We start from the raw sequence: 19,381 nt of genomic DNA on the forward strand, positions 1-19,381 counted from the left end.
GGCGATGGCGCAGGCAGAAATCGGGCTGATCGGGCTTGGGACGATGGGGGCCGCCCTGGCCATGAACATCGCCGAAAAGGGCTTTCCCATCGCCGTGTGGAACCGTACGACCGAGGTCACGCACCGCTTTGCTGCCCAGGCCGGCGATCTGGCCCCCCGCGTGATCCCCACCGATTCCCTGCAGGCGCTGGTCCAGGCCATCACGCCGCCGCGCGCGATCATCCTGATGGTCCCGGCGGGACAGGCGGTCGACGATCAGCTGCAGGCGCTGGCGCCGCTGCTGGACGCCGACGATCTGGTGATCGACGCGGGCAATGCCGATTTCCACGACACCAACCGCCGCGCCGCGGCCGGCCTGCCCTTCCGGTTCCTGGGCATGGGCGTGTCCGGCGGAGAGGAGGGCGCACGCCACGGCCCCGCGATCATGGGCGGCGGCGACGCCGCGGACTGGGACCGCGTGGCGCATGTGATGACCGCCATTTCCGCCAAGGCCGATGACGGCACCCCCTGTGCCGCACGGATGGGCGACGCGGGCGCGGGGCATTTCGTCAAGATGGTCCACAACGGCATCGAATATGCCGACATGCAGATGATCGCCGAGGCCTATGGCCTGATGCGCGACGGGCTGACGCTAGAGGCCCCGGCAATCTCCGACATCTTCGCCGACTGGAACCGCGGCACGCTGTCCAGCTACCTGATCGAGATCTCGGCCAAGGTCACCGCGGCGCGGGACCCGCATACCGGGGCCGCGATGCTCGACGTGATCCTGGACCGCGCCGGCCAGAAGGGCACCGGCCGCTGGACCGCCATCGAGGCGCAGCACCTGTCCGCGCCCATCCCGGTGATCGAGGCTGCGGTGATGGCCCGCAACGTCAGCGCGCGCCTGGATGAACGGCAGGCGGGCCAGGCCCGCTTCGGGGCCGCCCCCGGTGCGGTCGACCTGACGCCCGACGATCTGGAACAGGCGCTGATCGCGGGCAAGATCCTGTGCTATGCCCAAGGCTTCACGATGATCGCGGGCGCCTCGGAACGGTTCGGCTGGACGCTGGACCTGCCGGAGATCGCACGTGTCTGGCGGGCGGGGTGCATCATCCGGTCGACCATGTTGAACGACATGGCCGACGCGCTGGCGGACGATCCGGCCCGCAACCTGATCATGGCGCCGTTCTTCGCCGACCTGATCGAAGGCGCCCTGCCGGGTCTGCGCCGGGTGGTGTCGCAGGGGATCGCCGCGGGCCACGCCCTGCCCGCCCTGGCATCCGGGCTGATGTGGTTTGACATGATGCGCACCGCGCGCGGCACCGCGAACATGATCCAGGCGCAGCGCGACTTCTTCGGTGCCCACGGCTTCCAGCGGTTGGACGGGATCGACGATCCGCACGGCCCCTGGGGCAGCGCGACCTGATCAGCCGCGCGGGCGGCTGATGTCGCCCAGGGTCAGCAGCGGCGATGCATCGATACCTTGCGCGTTCAGCATCGCCGCGACGCGTTCCAGCGATGCGACCAGCATCGCCTGTTCCCAATCCTGCAGGGCCTGGAAACCGGTCACGAAATGCTGCTGCAGCGCGTCGGGCGCATTGCGCAGCGCGTCCAGCCCGGCATCCGTCAGAATCACGTGCAGCTGCCTGCGGTCGGTGCTGGACCGCTGACGCTGCGTGAGGCCCAGCTTGTCCAGCTGATCGACCAGCGCCGTCACGGTCGCCTGGCTGACGCCCATCTGGGTCGACAGCTGGGTCGGCATGGCGGACCGCGTCCCGGTTCCGGCAAGGATCTGCAGGACGCGCAGCTTGGCAGGGGTCAGCTTGGCGGCGTGGGCAAGGTCGCGTTCATAGTGTTCGGTGGCGCGCAGGATCCGCCGCAGCGCGATCAGCGCGGCGTCGGTACGAGGAATGGCGGGCGGCTGGCTCATGCCCTCCTGTATGCCATCAGCGCGCGGAACAGGGCAATATGGCATGCTTTCGGAACCTGATGTTTCGGCAGCCGAACCTCGCGGTCACGCGGCCGTGTCCAAATATCACGCCAGCGTAAGGTCTTAGACGAAATCCAGCGTATTTTCCACGCCAAGGTTGCAACCAAGACGCGTTTTGACTAGTTAGAGGAGCGAAGCAATTGAGGATCCGCCGCCCATGCCCAAAGACGTGCAAGAACTCGAACGCCCCCGCCAGCTGACGCTGCGCAAGCCCGACCCGACCGATGGCGCCGCCATCTGGGAGCTGGTCCGGACCTGCAAGCCGCTGGACGAGAATTCGATGTATTGCAATCTGGTGCAGGCCGAGCATTTCCGCGACACCTGTGTCGTGGCCCTGCTGGACGACCAGATCGTGGGCTGGATCTCGGGGCACATGATCCCGAACGAGGACGCGCTTTTTGTGTGGCAGGTAGCTGTCGGACCGGATGCGCGCGGTCTGGGATTGGCCCGCAAGATGCTGACGCATCTGGTGGAACGCGACGAATGCGCCGATGCGCAGCGGCTGAACACGACGATCACCCGCGACAACGACGCGTCATGGGCGCTGTTCCGCAGCTTTGCCCGCCAGCAGGGCGGGCGGCTGACCGACGATCCTCACTATACCCGCCACGATCATTTCGACGGACGGCACGCGACCGAGCATATGGTCACGATCACCCTGCCCCGTCAGGCGGATCAGGCCCGCGCCGCCTGATCCCTTTGCCCGTCGAAGCATTCAGACTGACGCACATGATGCGAAAGGACTTCCCATGCCCAAAGACATGACCGCCACCATGCCCGGAACCGCCATTTTCGAACGCCGCGAAAGCGCGGCCCGATCCTATTGCCGGGGAATTCCCACGGTCTTCACCAAGGCCAGCGGCTCGGTGATGACCGGGGCGGACGGACGCGACTACATCGACTTTCTGGCCGGTTGCTCGTCGTTGAACTATGGTCACAACGATCCGGACATGAAGTCCGCGCTGATCGACCACATCGCGGGTGACGGGATCGCCCATGGCCTGGACCTGCATACCACGACCAAGGCGGCCTTCCTTGACGCCTTCGAACGTCACATCCTGACGCCGCGCGGCATGGATCATCGCGTGATGTTCACCGGCCCCACCGGTGCCAACGCGGTCGAGGCGGCGATGAAGATCGCCCGCAAGTCGACCGGCCGTACCAATGTCGTGGCCTTCACCAACGGCTTTCATGGCGTGACGATGGGCGCACTGGCCGCGACCGGCAATGGATACCACCGCGGCGGAGCCGGGATGGAGACGCAGGGCGTGACCCGCGTGCCGTTCGACGGCTATGCCGACGGGCTGGACAGCGCGGCTTTGCTGGACCAGATGCTGTCGGACAATTCGGGCGGCATCGATGCCCCCGCCGCCATCATGCTGGAGGCCGTGCAGGGCGAAGGCGGCCTGAACGCGGCGTCCGCCGAATTCGTCCGCGCCATCGCGGACATCGCCAAGCGCCACGGCGCCCTGCTGATCATGGACGACATCCAGGCGGGTTGCGGCCGCACCGGCAAGTTCTTCTCGTTCGAGGAGATGGGCGTGATGCCCGACCTGGTGCCGCTGGCAAAATCGATCTCGGGCTTTGGCCTGCCGTTGGCGATGGTTCTGGTGCGCCCGGAACATGACGTCTTCGGCCCGGCCGAACACAACGGCACGTTCCGCGGCAACACCCATGCCTTCGTGACCGCCCGCGTGGCGATAGAGAAATTCTGGTCCGATGACGCGTTCGAGGCCGATCTGGCGCGGCGCGCCGACCTGATCCAGACCCGGCTGACCGAGCTGGCCGAACTGGTGCCCGGCGCCTATCTGAAGGGTCGCGGCCTGATGCGCGGCGTCGACGTCGGATCGGGCGATCTGGCGGCCGCCATCTGCAAGCGCGCCTTTGACGGCGGGCTGATCATCGAGACATCGGGCAACGAGGATCAGGTCGTCAAGGTCCTGGCCCCGCTGACCACCCCCGACACGCTGCTGTCGCGTGGCTTCGACATCCTGCTGGATGCCGCCCGCGACGTCCTTGCCACCACCAAGATTGCTGCGGAGTAATTCACATGATCGTACGTGATTTCAACAAACTGAAGGACACTGACCGTTCGGTGTCGGATGCCCAATGGAATTCGGTCCGGATGCTGCTGGCCGATGACGGGATGGGCTTTTCATTCCACATCACCACGCTGCAGGCCGGGTCGGAGCACCAGTTCCACTACAAGCACCATTTCGAAAGCGTGTTCTGCATGCAGGGCAAGGGCTCGATCACCGATCTGGGCACCGGAGAGACGCATGAGATCACGCCGGGCGTGATGTATGCGCTGAACCTGCATGACAAGCACATCCTGCGGGCCGAGGAGACGCTGGTCATGGCCTGCTGCTTCAACCCGCCCGTCACCGGGACCGAGGTGCATCAGGAGGACGGCAGCTACGCCCCTGCCGAGACCGCGTGATGGGTCATACGGTCGAGAAGATCGGCGGCACCTCGATGTCGCGCGTGCACGAGCTGCGCGACACGGTGCTGATCGCCGACCGCGACGCGCCCTATGGCCGGATCTTCGTGGTGTCGGCCTTTGGCGGCATCACGAACCTGCTCTTGGAACACAAGAAGTCCGGAGAGCCGGGCGTCTACGCAGCCTTCGCGTCGGGCGACGGCGATCACGGCTGGCTGGCCGCGCTGGACCGCGCCAGCGACGCGATGATCGAGGCGCATCGGGTGGTTCTGGATCATCCCGGTGATCTGGAACGCGCCGATGCCTTTGTCCGCGACCGGCTGGTCGGGGCGCGCAACTGCCTGATCGACCTGCAGCGCCTGTGCTCCTATGGCCATTTCCGGCTGGAGGAACACATGCTGCACACGCGTGAACTGCTGTCGGGACTGGGAGAGGCGCATTCCGCCTTCGTCACCACCCTGATGCTGCAGCGCGTGGGCATCCAGGCACGGTTCGTCGACCTGTCGGGATGGCGCGACACGGAACAGGTCACGCTGGAGGAACGCATCACCGGCGCGATGGCCGGCGTCGATCCCGCGACCGAAATGCCCATCGTCACCGGCTATGCCCAGTGCACCGAGGGGCTGATGCGCGAATTCGACCGCGGCTATTCCGAGGTGACGTTTTCAAGGCTGGCGGCACTGACCGGCGCGCGAGAGGCGATCATCCACAAGGAGTTCCACCTGTCCTCCGCCGACCCGAACCTGGTCGGGGCGGATGCGGTGCGCAAGCTGGGTCGCACGAACTATGACGTGGCCGACCAGCTGTCGAACCTGGGAATGGAGGCGATCCACCCCAAGGCCGCCAAGACCCTGCGCCAGTCCGGCGTCCCGCTGCGCGTGACCAACGCGTTCGAGCCGCACGATCCCGGCACGCTGATCGACGACCAGCCCGCCCCCACCCCGGCGGTGGAGATCGTGACAGGCCTGAACGTCTTTGCGCTGGAACTGTTCGAACAGGATATGGTCGGCGCCAAGGGCTATGACGCGTTCATCCTGGAGGTGCTGACCCGCCACCGCGTGCGCATTGTCAGCAAGGTGTCCAACGCCAACACGATCACGCATTACGTCGACAGCAGCCTCAAGGTGCTGCGCCGCGTGGAAAAGGACCTGGCCGAACGCTATCCCTCGGCGCAGGTGTCGTCGCGGGCGGTGGCCATGGCCTCGGTCGTGGGCCGCGACCTGGAAGGCCTGGCGGTGCTCAGCCGCGGTCTGAACGCGCTGGCGGCCGCGGGGCTGGAGGCGATCGGGGCAACGCAGGGACCGCGGCCGGTGGACGTGCAGTTCATCCTGGAACGCACGGCGCTGGCGCCCGGCATCAAGGCCCTGCACGGCGCGCTGATCGAACAGACGGCGCAGCCCTTGGCCAAGGTGGCCTGAGGCACAAAACGAAACGGGCGGCCGCAAGGGCCGCCCGTTCGCATTCTGGATGGCGCAATCAGCGCGCCATCGCTTCGCCGGTCGTCGGATCGACGCGCATCTCGACCTCGCGGTTGTCTTGGGTACGGTATTCGACCTCGTAATAGCCGTCGTCGTCCCACTGGATATCCTCGATATAGCCCAGCTCTGCGGACAGGTCCGTCTCCATCTTGGCGACGATCTCGGACAGGGCCATCGCATCGGCCGGCGGGGCACCGCGCATGGCCTCCTGCGCCATCAGCGCGGTGGGCGACAGGATCAGGGCGGCGGCGGTCAGGGTGCGGAAGGTCATCGTTCTCTCCGGTTGTGGGTCTGCGGTCAAACCCGCACCCAAGGCCCGTGGTTCCGACCCCTTGCCGCATCCCTGCCGATGACCTATATCGGTGCTGTCGGAAGCAATTCCGACTATGGACATAAACGCGCTCGTAATAAGCGGATCGGACCCGGGGGCGGTACCCGGCGGCTCCACCAAACAACCCTTCATTGGGGGCGAATGGGGCCGAAACAGGATCGACGAACGTCTAAAGGGGTTATGCTTTGTCTCGGTGAGCTACTACCGTTATCGGTGCAAAACGTACAGTTGCCAATGACAACCGTGCTCCGGTCGCGCTGGCTGCGTAAGCAGTCCGCAAGATCGAAACCTAAGCCCTTGCGCCTAGCAGCGTAAGGCGGGGCCCGCAGGAGCCTGGCAACAGAATCCTGCACCTTATCCCCCCTGATATTTTTGAACCGCCCTGTCCGGTATTCAGCGTTCCTTAACGCCCGGGGTCTATTGCTGCGCTTGTCCGCCTTTGCCATGCGAAAGGATCAAGCGGTGACACACCCCGATTCCCACGACACGATCCACCTGCAGGACAGGCTGGACTTTTTGGGCCTGGACGCCCCGGCGCAGGCCCGGCTCAAGGCCCTGGCCCCCCGGATCGCGGCCAGCGTCGGCCCTGCCCTGTCCGAATTTTACACCAAGATCGCGTCGACACCCGTCCTGCGCAGATATTTCACCGACAATGCCCATACCGAGCGCGCCAAAAGCAGCCAAGCCCAGCACTGGGCCCGTATCGCATCCGGAGAGTTCGGCGCCGACTATGCGCTGTCGGTCCGCCGCATCGGCGCGGTGCACGCACGGATCGGGCTGGAGCCGCGCTGGTACATCGGCGGCTATGGCCTTGTTCTGGACTATGTGATCCGCGACATGCTGGGCGAGCGCCGCACCTGGACCGCCGCCAGCCGCAAGCGCCTGGCCGATGACATCTCGGTCCTGATGCGGGCGTCCCTGCTGGACATCGACCTGTCGATCTCGACCTATCTGGACCAGATCGACGGTCGCCGCAAAGAGGTCGAGGATGCCCAGCAACGTGCCTTCGAGGCCCTGTCGGGTGCCCTTGGCCGTCTGGCCGAAGGCGATCTGACCACCCGGCTGGACCCGGAACTGTCGGCCCGCACCCGCTTCAACGAAACGGTCGAACAGCTGGCTAGCATCATCGGATCGGTGCGCCATTCCGCCGGCCAGATCGGCAACGGCACCGGAGAGATCGCGGCGGCCTCCGACGATCTTGCGCGCCGCACCGAACAGCAGGCGGCCAGCCTGGAGGAAACCGCCGCCGCGCTGAACGAGATGACCGAGGCCGTGCGCGATTCCGCTACGCGCAGCCGCCAGGCGGAGGAGATGGCGGCCCGCGCCCGCCAGGTCGCCGCACATGGCAGCCAGATCATGGATCAGACACGCACCGCGATGGACGACGTCTCCTCCAGCGCCGGAGAGATGGGCCAGATCATCGGCGTGATCAGCGAGATCGCCTTCCAGACCAACCTGCTGGCCCTGAACGCCGGCGTCGAGGCCGCCCGCGCCGGTGAGGCCGGCCGCGGCTTTGCCGTCGTCGCCGCCGAGGTCCGCGCCCTGGCCCAACGATCGGCCGAGGCGGTGCGCACCATCCAGACCCTGATCGACCGCAGCGTCCAGCAGACGACACATGGCGTGTCGCTGGTCGGCGCGACACACCAGGCGCTGTCCGACATCATCCTTGTCTTCAACGAGATCGAGGGGATCGTGACCGAGATGTCCTCCACCGCCCAACGCCAGTCGCTGAGCATCTCCGAAATCAACAGCGCGGTCCGGTACCTTGACGACGTGACCCAGCAGAACGCCGCGATGGTCGAGGAAGCCAACGCCACCAGCACCCTGTTGAACGCAGAGGTCAAGGACCTGACACGCATCGTCAGCAGCTTCACGATGGCGGCCCCCCGCCCGCAGCTGCATCAGCAGACCTACCGCCAGGCCGTCTAACCTTGCGCCGCGCGTCCTCACCGGGCGTGCGGTTCAGTCGTCCCGCCGCACGCCGATCCAGATCACGTGCCGCGATCCGCGCCCCGACCCGCCGGCGCGCACCCCGTGCGTGCTGACGGCAAAGCCGCACCCGGCCATGCGTCGTTCGAACGCGGCGTCCGGCTCTGCCGACCAGACGCCCAGCACGCCGCCGGGCGACAGCGCGCGCCGCGCCGCCTGCAGACCGGCCGTCCCGTACAGCGTATCGTTCCCGGTCCGCGTCAGCCCGTCGGGACCGTTGTCGACATCCAGCAGGATCGCGTCGAACGCGGTCGTGGCCTGACGGATCTGTGCGCCGACATCGCCGATCCGCACCTGAACCCGCGGGTCGGACAGGCAGCCGCCAAAGACCGCCGCCATGTGCTGCGTCGCCCATCCGACCAGTTCGGGCACGATCTCGGCCACGATCAGCCCGGCCTGGGGGCTGGCCACGGCCTGGGCCGCGCGCAGGGTGAACCCCATGCCCAGCCCGCCGATCAGCACGCGCGGCGCGGGTCGGTCGGCCAGCCGGTCCAGCGCAAGCGTCGCCAAAGCCTCCTCGGACCCACCCAAGCGGCTGTTCATCAGCTCGTTTCCGCCCTGCAGCCTGATCGAGAATTCGTCGCCCCGCCGCATCAGCCGCAGCGTGTCGCCATCCGGCGCGATCGCGCTGGCCAGTTGCACCCAAGGCAGCATGCCGATGTCCCATTCTGCGTAACCCGGTCCTGATCTAGCCGATCGGGGCCGTGCCGGAAAGGCGCTTGGGCATGGCCGCGATGCGAAACCCGCGCCGACAGGATCGGCGCGGGTCGGACATGGTGCAGGTCGCTACGGTCAGAACTCGAACATCTGGCCTTCGCCGCGGCCACCCACGACACGCAGGGGGACCGGTTCGACAACGGGCAGCGGCGCCGATGAACGTGTGCGGACCACCTCGGGCCGGCTGGTGCGGCTGCCGATCCGGAACCCGGCGATCTCGCGGATCAGATCCTCGGACCGCTGCTGCAGCGATGCGGCGGCGGCGTTGGCCTGTTCGGCCACGGCGGCGTTCTGCTGGGTCACCTGATCCAGCTGGTTCACACCCGTGTTCACCTCGGCCAGGCCGATCGCCTGTTCGTTGGCGGCAAGCGAGATCGCGGTGATCTGTTCCGACACCTCATGCGCCTTGGACAGGATCTGGCCAAGGCTGTCGCCCGTCCGCCCCACAAGGGCGGACCCCGCCTTGACCTGCGATGCGGACTGCGAAATCAGCGACTTGATCTCCCGCGCGGAATCCGAGGCGCGCTGTGCAAGGCCCCGCACCTCGGAGGCCACGACCGCAAAGCCGCGGCCGGCCTCTCCGGCACGGGCGGCTTCGACGCCCGCGTTCAGGGCCAACAGATTGGTCTGGAACGCGATGTCATCGATGACACCGATGATGCGGGTGATCTGGTCGGACGATGCCTCGATTCCGCGCATGGCGGTCACGGCGTCGCGCACGACCTCGGCGCTGGTTTCGGCGATGTCGCGGTTCTGACGGCTGGCCTGCTCGGCATTGCGCGCGCGTTCGGCGGTCGAGGTGACGCTGGCGTTCATCTGGTTCAGGGCCGCGGCGGACTGCTCCAGCGTGGCGGCCTGCGTCTCGGCTCGGGAAGCCAGGTCCTGCGCGGCAGAGGTGATCTCGCTTGCGCCACCCCGGACCTGATCGGCGACGTCGGTGATGCGGTTGATGGTGCCGGTCAGGTTCGACACGACGCTGTTGAACGCCTCTCTCAGCCCGTCGTAGCCGGCCGGGAACGGGTCCGACGGCGGGTTCGGGATCTGCTGTGTCAGGTCCCCCTGCGCCAGCCTGTCCAGCCCGGCACCGATGTCGCGCACGACCCGGGCCTGCTGGCGGGCCTCGATGTCGCGGGCGGCGGCAGCCTCGTTCTCAAGGCGGCGGGCCTCGTCGGCCAGGGTGCGCGCCTCGACCGCATTCTGGCGAAAGATCGCCAGGGCCTGGGCCAGCTGCGCCAGCTCGTTGCGACCCTCGGTTCCGCGGATCTCGACGTCCAGATCGCCCCGCGCCAACCGGTTGGTCTGGTCGACCGTCACCTCCAGGCGACGCCCCAGATCACGCGAGATCCATGCGGCAATGACTGCGCCGATCACGATCGTGGCCGCGACCCCTGCCAGCAGTGACATCACCGTGGCATCCATCACCGCCGCTGCCTCCTTCTCCAGCCGGGCAAGGCTGGACATGGCGTCGTCGCGGATCCGTTCGACGGCGGCCAGGACCTCGATCTCGGTCAGCGACAGCGTCGCCAGATGGTCGCGCACGACCAGCTCCAGCGTCCGGCTCTGCTGCGCCATCGACCAGTATTCGTCGATACCAGACAGCGTGGTCGCCAGCAGCGTGCGCGCGTCATCGCCCATCACGCGGGGCTGCAGATCGGACAAGGCCTGCCGTGACCTTTGGAAGGGCGCGGCCGCGTCGTCGAAATCCTTCACGGCGCTGCCTTCCAGAAAGCGGTCGATGCGGACGCGCGCGACCAGGAATTCGTTGGCGGCCTGCAGGGCGGCATAAGCCGCATCGCGATCACCACGCTGCTGGTACAGGGTCTGCAGCTGTTCCATGTTGCGACGGTGGGTGATGCCCAGCTCGCGCATCTGTGCCGTCAGCGCAGACAGCGGCTGGAAGCTGTCGAACAACTGGTCGGCCTCGGTCACATGCCGCTCCTTCAGGGCGACCAAGGCCCCGGCATGCGGGCTGCCCAGGGCCTGCGCCTTTTCCGCCAGCACCATGACCGAGGTCATGCCGTCCTGCACCCGCTGACGATCCGCATCCGAGGCCGAAACCATGAAATCGTCCAGCGCCAGACCGGCCTGGGCCACGCCGAAATTGATGTCCGCCGCCGCCAGCGCAAGCACCTCGGCATCATGGGCCTGGGCGTCGATGGCCTGCAACCGGTCCATCCGGTTCCAGGTAAAGCCGGCAAGCACCGCCAGCATCAGCAGGATCAGGCCAAAGCCTGCCGCGATGCGCGTCGCGATGCGGGTATTCTTCATCATCATGTCTTTCTCCGGAACGGGGATGGCGAAGCGCCACGAGGGCGCATTGCGGGTCGGTGTGTCAGTTGGGCCGCGGCTGTCGGCGTATGTTGGTCAGAAAAGTTCGACGTCTCCGCCACGCTGCGGCATCGGCTGTTCGCGAACGGGTGCGCGGGCCTCGCCCAGCAGGTGCAGCTGCACCCGACCGATGACGGGCCAGAACCGGATGCGCCGCGCCTGCGTGCCGCAGAGGTCGCTGGCGATCAGCGGAATGCCCTCGTCCTGCAGGAAGCGGCGGGCGGCATCGGCATTGCGCTGGCCGATGTCGGGCAGGCCGGCCATCATCCGTGCGCCGCCGAACAGCTTGGCGCGCAGGCGGCTGCGCACGGCGCCGCGGCGCATCAGCCCGTTCACCAGAACTTCCATTGCGGCGGCGGCATAGCGGATGTCGGGGCCGCCCGGGCCCGCATCGGGCAGCAGAAAGTGGTTCAGCCCGCCGATTTCCCGGTCCGCATCCATGATGCAGGCCGAGACGCAGGACCCCAGGACGGTGGTCAGGATCGCGTCAGGATCGTCGCTGATGGCATGTTCGCCCTGAACGACATGGATGACGCGCGTCGCGGCATCGCGGATCATGACAGCCTCCGCAGGCGGGCGGGTTCCCGCGTCAAAAGCGTCTGGCCGATGCGCGTGAGGGGCAGCACGTCAACCGCACCGCCCAGCTCCACCGCGACACGCGGCATGCCCCAGACGACAGATGTGGCACGGTCCTGGGCGATCGTGTGCGCCCCTGCCCGACGCAGCGCGCACAGCCCCTGCGCGCCGTCGGCCCCCATCCCCGTCAGCAGCGCGGCACGGATGTCCAGACGATCGGCAATCGCCGCACCGTCGGAGAACAGCACGTCCACGGACGGACGGTGCCCGGACACGGGCGGGGTCGCGGACAGACACGCGCGGGGTCCGCCCCGCAGGGTCACGCCCAGATGCCTGTCAGGCGCGGCGGCCAGATGGACGACGCCCCGACGCAGGGGCATGTTGTCCTGCGCCGCGACGACCTGCGGCGCCAGCAGTTGATCCAGCCGGCGGATCAGCCCTTCGGCAAAGCCCGGGCGAATGTGCTGCACGATCATCGTCGGTGGACAGTCGGCGCGAAATCCGGCCAGCACGGCCTCCAACGCGGTGATTCCGCCGGTCGAGGCGCCCAGCAGGATCAGCCCGGCCGCCGCGTCCGTGGGTGGTACGGGGTCTGCGGCACGGATCGGTGCGGCGCGGGCGGGCTGAAGCCCACCGAACAGGCGCGACAGCATCTGTTCCGGGCTGGACATCACCGGATATCCGCCCGCCGGCACGCGCATCTGACCATAGATGACCACGCCCGCGTCGATCATCGTCAAGATGTCCGCCAATGCGTCGAACTCGATCGTTTCGGCGAATTCGGCTGCCACGGCCACGCGGCGCGGCAGGTGCAGTTCGATCAGCACATAGGCCTCGCCGGGCGTGGTGGCGCCCAGCACGGTCACACCGCCCTGTTCCTCGCATCGGCGCAGCAGGGCGGTCAGGCGGGCGGGGTTCGGGTCAACGATCAGCAGGACCGGATTCGACACAGGGACACTCCTGGATGGGTCAGGAGACCATCGCCGGGAAAGATTAAAATATCGTTTCCCGTGAGAGACTTGCCGGACCCGAAATTAATCCATGGCGGCAATGGTTCCTTAACTCATGGCTGTTAGCGATGGGGACGCCGACGACAATACGAGGTAGTTGAGATGCATGCCCTGCCCCTGCCCGAGACGTTCGACCGCAAGGCCGTCTCTGCCTTTGCCCGCACCTTGCTGGACCATCGGGGCGCGGATGCGGTCCTGGATGCGTCCGGGGTCGCGCGCATGGGCACCCTTGCGGTCGAGCTGCTGATCGCAGCGCGCAAGCAGTGGCAGGCCGACGGCAAGACGCTGTCGATCCGTGACGCCTCGGACCCGTTTCTGACCACGATCCAGGCTGTCGGCGCCTCGGTCCAGCTTCTTCAAACCGGGGGACCCGCATGACGACCCGTATCCTGGCGGTCGACGATTCGCCGACAATCCGCGCGCTTGTGTCCAAGGCCCTTCGCAATGCGGGCTTTGACGTGTTCCTGGCTGTGGACGGCGTGGACGGCGTCGGCGCGCTGAGCGAGGCCGATCCGCATCTGATCATCACCGACATCAACATGCCGCGCATGGACGGCTTCGGCCTGATCGAGAACGTCCGCGCGACCGGCGCCTATGCCGACGTGCCTATCCTGGTCCTGACCACCGAAAGCGGTGCTGACCTGAAGGCGCGCGCCCGCAGCGCGGGGGCCACCGGCTGGATCGTGAAACCCTTCGAGGATGAGCGTCTGATCGCCGTCATCGACAAGGTCCTGGGGCGCTGACGATGGCTGACATGGACGAATTCCGCGACATGTTCTTCGTCGAATGCGACGAGCTGCTGGAGGTGCTGGCCACCGGCCTGCGCCAGATCGAGCAGCCCGGCTTCGACGTGGAAACGGTGCATGCCGTGTTCCGCGCCGTGCATTCGGTCAAGGGGGGCGCTGCCGCCTTCGGCCTGACCACGCTGGTCACCTTTGCCCACCGCTTCGAGACTGTCCTGGACCTGGTCCGGTCGGACCGGCTGGACGTGACGCCCCAGATCATGGCGCTGCTGCACCGCTGTTCGGACTGCCTGACGGACCTGGTCGCCAGCGCCCGGTCGGGCCGCGATACCGATCAGGCCCAGGTCGACGGGCTGATGACCGAACTGGCAGCCCTGATCGACACGGAAACCCCCGAGGAGACCGCGTTCGAGTTCACGCCGATCTCGCTGGACTTCGACATGCCCCTGTCCTTCGATCCGGTCCCGCCACCGGCGTCGGGCCTGCTGGTCCAGATGACGCCCACCTTTCAGCTGTACCGTTCGGGCAACGATCCGATGGCCCTGCTGAACGCCCTGCGCAAGCTGGGCGATGCGGACGTCCACCTGGACTGCGAGGCGGTCGCCCAACTGGAAGACTGGTCGCCCGAACAGCCCGCGCTGTCGTGGCGGGTCCGACTGAGCGGCGCGGCAAGCCAGCCCGATGTCATGTCCGTGTTCGAGTTCGTCGAGGATTGCTGCGCCCTGACGGTCCGCCCGCTGACCGACGACGACCTGCCCGCGCCCACCCCCGAACCCCCAGCCGCGCCTGCAGACACCGCACCCGTCGCCCAGATCGTCCGCGATGCTCCCACCACCGCCCCGCCGCGTGCGGTCCAGCAACAGGACAGCGCCCAGGCCGCACCGACCATCCGCGTGGCGCTGGACCGTGTCGATCGCCTGATGAACATGATCGGCGAACTGGTCATCAAGGAGGCGATGCTTTCCCAGGTGATCCAGACGGCGGGCCTGCACGAGCAGCCCGACGTCGTCGCCGGCCTGGATGCGATCCGGCAATTGGCAAGCGACATCCAGGAAAGCGTGATGGCGATCCGGGCGCAACCGCTGAAGCTGGTGTTCCAGCGCATGCACCGCATCCTGCGCGAGGCGGCCGACGCCACCGGCAAGCCCGTCCGCATGATCAACATCGGTGAGCAGACCGAGGTCGACAAGACCATGATCGAACGCCTGGTCGAACCGCTGACGCACATGATCCGCAACTCGGTCGATCACGGGCTGGAGGACAGCGTGACGCGCCAGCGTCGCGGCAAGCCCCAGGAAGGCACGATCACCCTGTCGGCCGCCCATCGGTCCGGTCGCGTCCAGATCGAGGTGTCGGACGATGGCGGCGGCATCAACCGCGCCAAGGTGCGTCAGATCGCCGAGGATCGCGGCCTGATCGCGCCCGGCGCCAACCTGTCGCCCGCCGAGATCGATCAGCTGCTGTTCCTGCCAGGCTTTTCCTCCAAGGACGAGGTGTCGGCCCTGTCCGGTCGCGGCGTCGGCCTGGACGTGGTGCGCCGCGAGATCATGAACCTGGGCGGCCGCGTGATGATCCAGTCGACCGAGGGTCAGGGCACGACCTTCTCGATCGCGCTGCCGCTGACGCTGGCGGTCGTCGAGGGGATGCTGATCCAGCTGGGCGACCAGACGATGGTCCTGCCGATCACCGCGGTCCAGGAAACCCTGCGCCCCGAGAACACGATGCTGCACGGCGTAGGCCACGGATCGCAGCTGCTGTCCAATCGCGGAGAGCTGATCCCGATCATCGACCTGTGCACCAGCTTCGGCGTCACCCGGCCCGCGGAGGGTCCCGACACCGGCGTGCTGATCGTGGTCGAGACCGACAGTCGCAGGCGCGCAGCCTTCCGGGTCGACGCGATCTTCGATCAGCGACAGGTGGTGATCAAAAGCCTGGAGCAGAACTACGGCCGCGTGCCGGGCGTATCGGCCGCCACGATCTTGGGCGACGGAAAGATCGCCCTGATCATCGATCCCGAAGAAATCCTTCTTTCCATGTCCAACGACCAGGGCCGCCGCATGGCCGCCATGGCATCGAACGGGTGACGCATGCTGCAATCCATCTCGCATAATTCCGTCGGCAAAAGCGACGTCGTGGCCTTCAAGCTGGCCGACCAGGACTTCTGCATCGACATCGGCCTGGTCCGCGAAATCCGCGGCTGGACCCCCACGACCATGCTGCCCCACGCGCCAGACTACGTCAAAGGCGTGATCAACCTGCGCGGATCGGTCGTGACGGTCGTCGACCTGTCGGCGCGGCTCGGCTTCGGCGCCGCGACGCCGTCCCACCGCCATGTCGTCATCATCGCGATGCATGCCGGGCGGATCGTGGGCCTGCTGGCGGACCTGGTGTCCGACATCCTACCCATCAACGACGATCACATTCAAGCGGTGCCCGACATTGCGTCGAACCCCGCGCGCGAGTTCATCGTCGGCATGATCACGCTGGAGGACGGACGCATCCTGCGCAAGATCGACCTGGCGCAGCTGCTGCCCGCGGCCCACGGGGTCGACGCGTGAGAACGGCACCCCTTTCGGCCCCCACCCCCGCGGGGCCGGTCCTGACCGATGGACAATTCCGCAAGATCGCCGCGATCGTGCATCAGGACAGCGGCATCATCCTGTCGGAATCCAAGCGCAGCCTGCTGATGGCCCGCCTGAACCGCCGCCTGCGGGTCCTGACGCTGCCCGATTACGGTGCCTATTGCGATCGTCTGGAAGGGCCTGAAGGACCGCAGGAACGCCGCCACCTGCTGTCGGCCATCACGACGAACGTCACGGCCTTCTTCCGCGAGGGTCACCATTTCCAGGCCTTGGCGCAGGAGGTCCTGCCCCCGCTGATCGCCCAGGCCCGCGCCGGACGGCGGCTGCGGCTGTGGTCCGCGGCCTCCTCCTCGGGCGAGGAGCCCTATTCGATGGCCGTGACGCTGCTGGACGCATTTCCCGATGCGGCGCAGCATGACGTTCTGATCCTGGCCACCGACATCGACCCCGAGATGGTGGACCGCGCCCAGCAGGGCCGCTTTGCAGCCGATGCGCTGGCACCGGTCCCCCCTGCCCAGGTCAAGCGGTATTTCCAGCCCCATGCCGCGGGCTTCGAGGCCAAACCAGAGATCCGGCGCATCATGCGGTTCGGCGAACTGAACCTGCATGACGACTGGCCATTTTCCGGCAGGTTCGACGTGATCTTCTGCCGCAACACCGCGATCTATTTCGACAGTGCCGCGCGCCAGCGCCTGTGGCTGCGCTTCGGTGGCGCCCTGAACGAGGGCGGCGCGCTGTTCATCGGTCATTCGGAACGGCTGGACGGCCCGGCCGCGGGCCTATTCGCCGCAACAGGCACAACCCAATACCGGCGCAATGCGACGCCGGCCTCTGCCAGGACGTGAAAGGGACAACATGGCACTGAAATCGAACCTTCATGTGATGGTGGTGGACGACATGACCATCAGCCGCTCGCTGATCGAACAGGCGCTGGACTGGGCCGGCCTGGTCAACGTCCAGTACGAGGCGAACGGAGAGACGGCGTTCCGCAGACTGGCCGCGGCTCCGGTTCATTTGGTCATCTCGGATTACAACATGCCCGGAATGGACGGCCTTGGCCTGCTGGAGGCGCTGCGTCAGAATCCCAGCACCCAGCGCATCGGCTTCATCCTGATCACCGGCACCGCCACGCGCGAGATGATCGAGCGGGGCCAGCGCGCCGGCATGAACAACTTCATCGCCAAGCCCTTCACCAAGGAGGCGTTGCTGCGCTGCATCGAATCGGTGACGGGCAAGCTGCAATGACGGCGACGCCCGATCCTTGCCTAAACGCGGCCCTGCATCGCGCCGCCGCCGAGGCGCATCGCATCGCCCAAGGCTTGGGGCGGATCGATGCCGCCTTGGGCGCGATGCTGCAGGTGACCGATGCGGCGGCCCAGTCGCTGCAGGCCGCCGACCTGCTGCGTCAGGAGGTCGAGGGGCTGTCGCGGTTTCTGGGCGTGCTGGCGCAGCAGACCCCGCCGGGGCAGCCATGCGACCCAGGCCAAGCCGCGGCTGGTCTGGATCTGCGGGCACAGGCCGTTCGCCTTGGCGGAATGGCGCCGGCGGCCGACAGTACCCCGACAGTCGACCTGTGGTAGCGGAGGCGGCGGTACCTGCACGTTCATAGGATATACTTGACATAAATAATAAACAATAATAACCCACGCCTTGCCAGCATCTGCCAGCCTCGTGATCCCACGGCCCATGGCCGCACTCCGAGGCGCAGATGCCCTTTTCCGACCCTTGCCCTTTGGCTGTTCGTCATCCTGACCAAGCAGGTCCGGGGGCCAGCACCCTGCCCTATCCTTGCCCTGCGTCCGACGCGCAGGGCATCGCCGATCTGGCCAGCCTGCGCGCGCTGCTGATCTGCGACAGGCGCGAGCTGGGCGGGGGGTGCGATCTGGTCCCGGTTGCCGGCGGCTGGCTGGAGGTCGTGACCGATGCGCCGATGGCATCGGGCCTGCCGCGTATCCGCGGGCTGATCAGGCACGGGCCGGACGGATCGCGCCCCATCGACCCGGACCTGGCGCTGTCGTTGATCCTGGATCGACTGACAGGCGATCACGGACCTGCAGGCGCCGCCTTGGCCCGCCGCGTGCAGGCCAGCCGTCATCGGATCGCCACGATCTGCGGACAGCGCCTGGCGCGGCCGCACCCCGCACCCGACTGGTTGACCGCCGAACAGGCGGTGATCTTCGGCCACTGGATGCATCCCTGCCCCAAGGCGTTGTCCGGCATGTCCCTGCCCGAGGAACGCGCGATGACCCCCGACTGGTGCGGCGCGTTGCACCTTGTCGGCCTGTCGGTCCGCAAAGACCTGATCGCAGGCACCGACCCTGACCGTGCGCGCGATCTGCCGGGCATGGATCTGGACCCCGGTCCCGGACGCATCCTGCTGCCCGCGCATCCGCTGACCTGGGACCGCGCCCGCTGCGATCCGGCCATCGCCGCGCTGCTGTCGCAGGGCGCCATCCGCGAACTTGGCCCGGTGGGACCGGCATGGTGGGCTACATCCTCGGTGCGGACGTTGTGGCGCGGCGACAGCCCGTGGCAGGTCAAGGTGTCGCTGCCGGTCACCATCACCAACTCGCAGCGCGTGAACAAGCGTCACGAACTGCTGGCGGGCGCGGCGATGTCGGCCCGCATCGGCGCGCTGCAGGGGCGGTTCGGGCGGCTGCGGCTGATCGACGACCCGCATTGGCTGACCCTGGCCCTGCCCGGTCGCGCCGAATCCGGGCTGGAGGTGATCCTGCGCCGCAACCCGTGGCGCGGGGGACGCGGGGGGCAGGTGATGCAGGTCGCGGGCCTGGTCGCCGAACCCATGCCGGGACGGCCGTCGATGCTGGCGCAGGTCATGGCGGGACATGACCCGGCCGCCTGGTTCGACGCCTATCTGGACTGCGCCGTCGCCCCCCTGCTGCGCCTGTATGACGCCACCGGCATCGCGGTCGAGGCACATCAGCAGAACGCCCTGCTGGACCTGTCCCAAGGTCTGCCGCGCCGCTGCGACATCCGCGACAACCAGGGCTTCTATGTGGCCGACGACATGGCCTGCGCCACGCTGCGCGCCATTCCCAACCTGGTCTATCCGCGCGCCGAGGCCGAGGACGCCCTGACCTATTCGCTGATCGTGAACCAGGTGTTTGGTGTGGTCCACCGCATGGCGCTGGACGGGATCTGGCCAGAGCGGCGGGCCCCGTCCGCGCTGGCGGCCCATCTTGGCGGCCTGACCCGCC

The 19,381-nt window shown here is 67.3% G+C and carries 20 protein-coding genes and 1 other RNA gene; 15 read left to right on the forward strand and 6 right to left on the reverse strand.

Going from position 1 to position 19,381, the window contains the following annotated elements; all coding sequences use genetic code 11:
• The first annotated feature begins 4 nt into the window (after nucleotides 1–4).
• Nucleotides 5–1,405 carry an NADP-dependent phosphogluconate dehydrogenase gene (gene gndA, locus GBO37_RS08170; RefSeq protein WP_252928324.1) on the forward strand — a complete coding sequence of 467 codons (1,401 nt, stop codon included), beginning with the start codon at nucleotides 5–7 and terminating at the stop codon, nucleotides 1,403–1,405.
• Here gndA and GBO37_RS08175 read toward each other — a convergent pair whose 3' ends face one another.
• A complete protein-coding gene (locus GBO37_RS08175) occupies nucleotides 1,406–1,909 on the reverse strand; it encodes a MarR family winged helix-turn-helix transcriptional regulator (protein WP_252928326.1) in 504 nt (167 codons plus the stop codon).
• A gap of 217 nt (nucleotides 1,910–2,126) precedes the next feature.
• On the opposite strand from GBO37_RS08175, the gene ectA reads away from it, so the two are divergent.
• The 4 genes from ectA to GBO37_RS08195 are packed head-to-tail and all read left to right on the forward strand — an operon-like array spanning nucleotide 2,127 to nucleotide 5,827.
• The gene (ectA, locus tag GBO37_RS08180; protein ID WP_252928328.1) at nucleotides 2,127–2,663 is read left to right on the forward strand and encodes a diaminobutyrate acetyltransferase; all 537 of its coding nucleotides are present in this window, start codon (nucleotides 2,127–2,129) and stop codon (nucleotides 2,661–2,663) included.
• Between the two features lie 55 nt (nucleotides 2,664–2,718).
• Nucleotides 2,719–4,014, forward strand: coding sequence for a diaminobutyrate--2-oxoglutarate transaminase (ectB, locus tag GBO37_RS08185; RefSeq protein WP_252928330.1), 1,296 nt, complete (start codon nucleotides 2,719–2,721; stop codon nucleotides 4,012–4,014).
• A gap of 5 nt (nucleotides 4,015–4,019) precedes the next feature.
• The gene (locus tag GBO37_RS08190; protein WP_127898845.1) at nucleotides 4,020–4,409 is read left to right on the forward strand and encodes an ectoine synthase; all 390 of its coding nucleotides are present in this window, start codon (nucleotides 4,020–4,022) and stop codon (nucleotides 4,407–4,409) included.
• Nucleotides 4,409–5,827, forward strand: a complete 1,419-nt coding sequence (locus GBO37_RS08195; protein ID WP_252928332.1) for an aspartate kinase — start codon at nucleotides 4,409–4,411, stop codon at nucleotides 5,825–5,827. The genes GBO37_RS08190 and GBO37_RS08195 overlap by 1 nt, the downstream gene beginning before the upstream one ends.
• A 58-nt stretch (nucleotides 5,828–5,885) precedes the next feature.
• On the opposite strand, the gene GBO37_RS08200 is transcribed toward GBO37_RS08195, so the two are convergent.
• Nucleotides 5,886–6,158: a PepSY domain-containing protein gene (locus GBO37_RS08200; protein ID WP_084693624.1), complete on the reverse strand. Its 273-nt coding sequence runs from the start codon at nucleotides 6,156–6,158 to the stop codon at nucleotides 5,886–5,888.
• 57 nt (nucleotides 6,159–6,215) lie between these two features.
• Here GBO37_RS08200 and ssrA point away from each other — a divergent pair.
• Together ssrA and GBO37_RS08210 are read left to right on the forward strand one after the other, a co-directional pair.
• Nucleotides 6,216–6,572, forward strand: a transfer-messenger RNA (tmRNA) gene (gene ssrA / locus GBO37_RS08205).
• Between the two features lie 108 nt (nucleotides 6,573–6,680).
• Nucleotides 6,681–8,147, forward strand: a complete 1,467-nt coding sequence (locus GBO37_RS08210; protein ID WP_252928334.1) for a methyl-accepting chemotaxis protein — start codon at nucleotides 6,681–6,683, stop codon at nucleotides 8,145–8,147.
• 33 nt (nucleotides 8,148–8,180) lie between these two features.
• Here the strand turns inward: GBO37_RS08210 and GBO37_RS08215 are convergent, their stop codons facing one another.
• The 4 genes from GBO37_RS08215 to GBO37_RS08230 form a co-directional block, all read right to left on the reverse strand.
• Nucleotides 8,181–8,861, reverse strand: coding sequence for a spermidine synthase (locus tag GBO37_RS08215; RefSeq protein ID WP_252928336.1), 681 nt, complete (start codon nucleotides 8,859–8,861; stop codon nucleotides 8,181–8,183).
• A 138-nt stretch (nucleotides 8,862–8,999) separates the two neighbouring features.
• Nucleotides 9,000–11,198, reverse strand: coding sequence for a methyl-accepting chemotaxis protein (locus tag GBO37_RS08220; protein ID WP_252928338.1), 2,199 nt, complete (start codon nucleotides 11,196–11,198; stop codon nucleotides 9,000–9,002).
• A 90-nt stretch (nucleotides 11,199–11,288) separates the two neighbouring features.
• Nucleotides 11,289–11,810, reverse strand: a complete 522-nt coding sequence (locus tag GBO37_RS08225) for a chemotaxis protein CheD (RefSeq protein WP_252928339.1) — start codon at nucleotides 11,808–11,810, stop codon at nucleotides 11,289–11,291.
• Complete coding sequence (locus tag GBO37_RS08230; protein ID WP_252928341.1) at nucleotides 11,807–12,778, reverse strand: CheB methylesterase domain-containing protein; 972 nt, start codon at nucleotides 12,776–12,778, stop codon at nucleotides 11,807–11,809. The genes GBO37_RS08225 and GBO37_RS08230 overlap by 4 nt, the downstream gene beginning before the upstream one ends.
• A 162-nt stretch (nucleotides 12,779–12,940) precedes the next feature.
• Between GBO37_RS08230 and GBO37_RS08235 the strand changes: the two genes are divergently transcribed.
• From GBO37_RS08235 to GBO37_RS08270, 8 genes are all read left to right on the forward strand, one after another.
• A complete protein-coding gene (locus tag GBO37_RS08235) occupies nucleotides 12,941–13,216 on the forward strand; it encodes an STAS domain-containing protein (RefSeq protein ID WP_042250649.1) in 276 nt (91 codons plus the stop codon).
• On the forward strand, nucleotides 13,213–13,581 hold the full coding sequence (locus GBO37_RS08240) for a response regulator (RefSeq protein ID WP_127898852.1): 369 nt from the start codon (nucleotides 13,213–13,215) through the stop codon (nucleotides 13,579–13,581). Before GBO37_RS08235 ends, GBO37_RS08240 begins: the two co-directional genes overlap by 4 nt.
• 2 nt (nucleotides 13,582–13,583) lie before the next feature.
• A complete protein-coding gene (locus tag GBO37_RS08245) occupies nucleotides 13,584–15,665 on the forward strand; it encodes a chemotaxis protein CheA (RefSeq protein ID WP_252928343.1) in 2,082 nt (693 codons plus the stop codon).
• 3 nt (nucleotides 15,666–15,668) lie between these two features.
• The gene (locus GBO37_RS08250; RefSeq protein ID WP_042250654.1) at nucleotides 15,669–16,139 is read left to right on the forward strand and encodes a chemotaxis protein CheW; all 471 of its coding nucleotides are present in this window, start codon (nucleotides 15,669–15,671) and stop codon (nucleotides 16,137–16,139) included.
• On the forward strand, nucleotides 16,136–17,008 hold the full coding sequence (locus GBO37_RS08255) for a protein-glutamate O-methyltransferase (protein WP_252928344.1): 873 nt from the start codon (nucleotides 16,136–16,138) through the stop codon (nucleotides 17,006–17,008). Before GBO37_RS08250 ends, GBO37_RS08255 begins: the two co-directional genes overlap by 4 nt.
• 10 nt (nucleotides 17,009–17,018) lie before the next feature.
• Nucleotides 17,019–17,408: a response regulator gene (locus GBO37_RS08260; RefSeq protein ID WP_045998843.1), complete on the forward strand. Its 390-nt coding sequence runs from the start codon at nucleotides 17,019–17,021 to the stop codon at nucleotides 17,406–17,408.
• Complete coding sequence (locus GBO37_RS08265; RefSeq protein WP_252928346.1) at nucleotides 17,405–17,743, forward strand: hypothetical protein; 339 nt, start codon at nucleotides 17,405–17,407, stop codon at nucleotides 17,741–17,743. Before GBO37_RS08260 ends, GBO37_RS08265 begins: the two co-directional genes overlap by 4 nt.
• A gap of 128 nt (nucleotides 17,744–17,871) precedes the next feature.
• On the forward strand, nucleotides 17,872–19,381 hold a 1,510-nt coding region (locus GBO37_RS08270), incomplete at its 3' end, for an IucA/IucC family siderophore biosynthesis protein (protein WP_305884480.1).

Source organism: Paracoccus sp. 08, from assembly GCF_024105395.1.
GTDB lineage: Bacteria > Pseudomonadota > Alphaproteobacteria > Rhodobacterales > Rhodobacteraceae > Paracoccus > Paracoccus marcusii.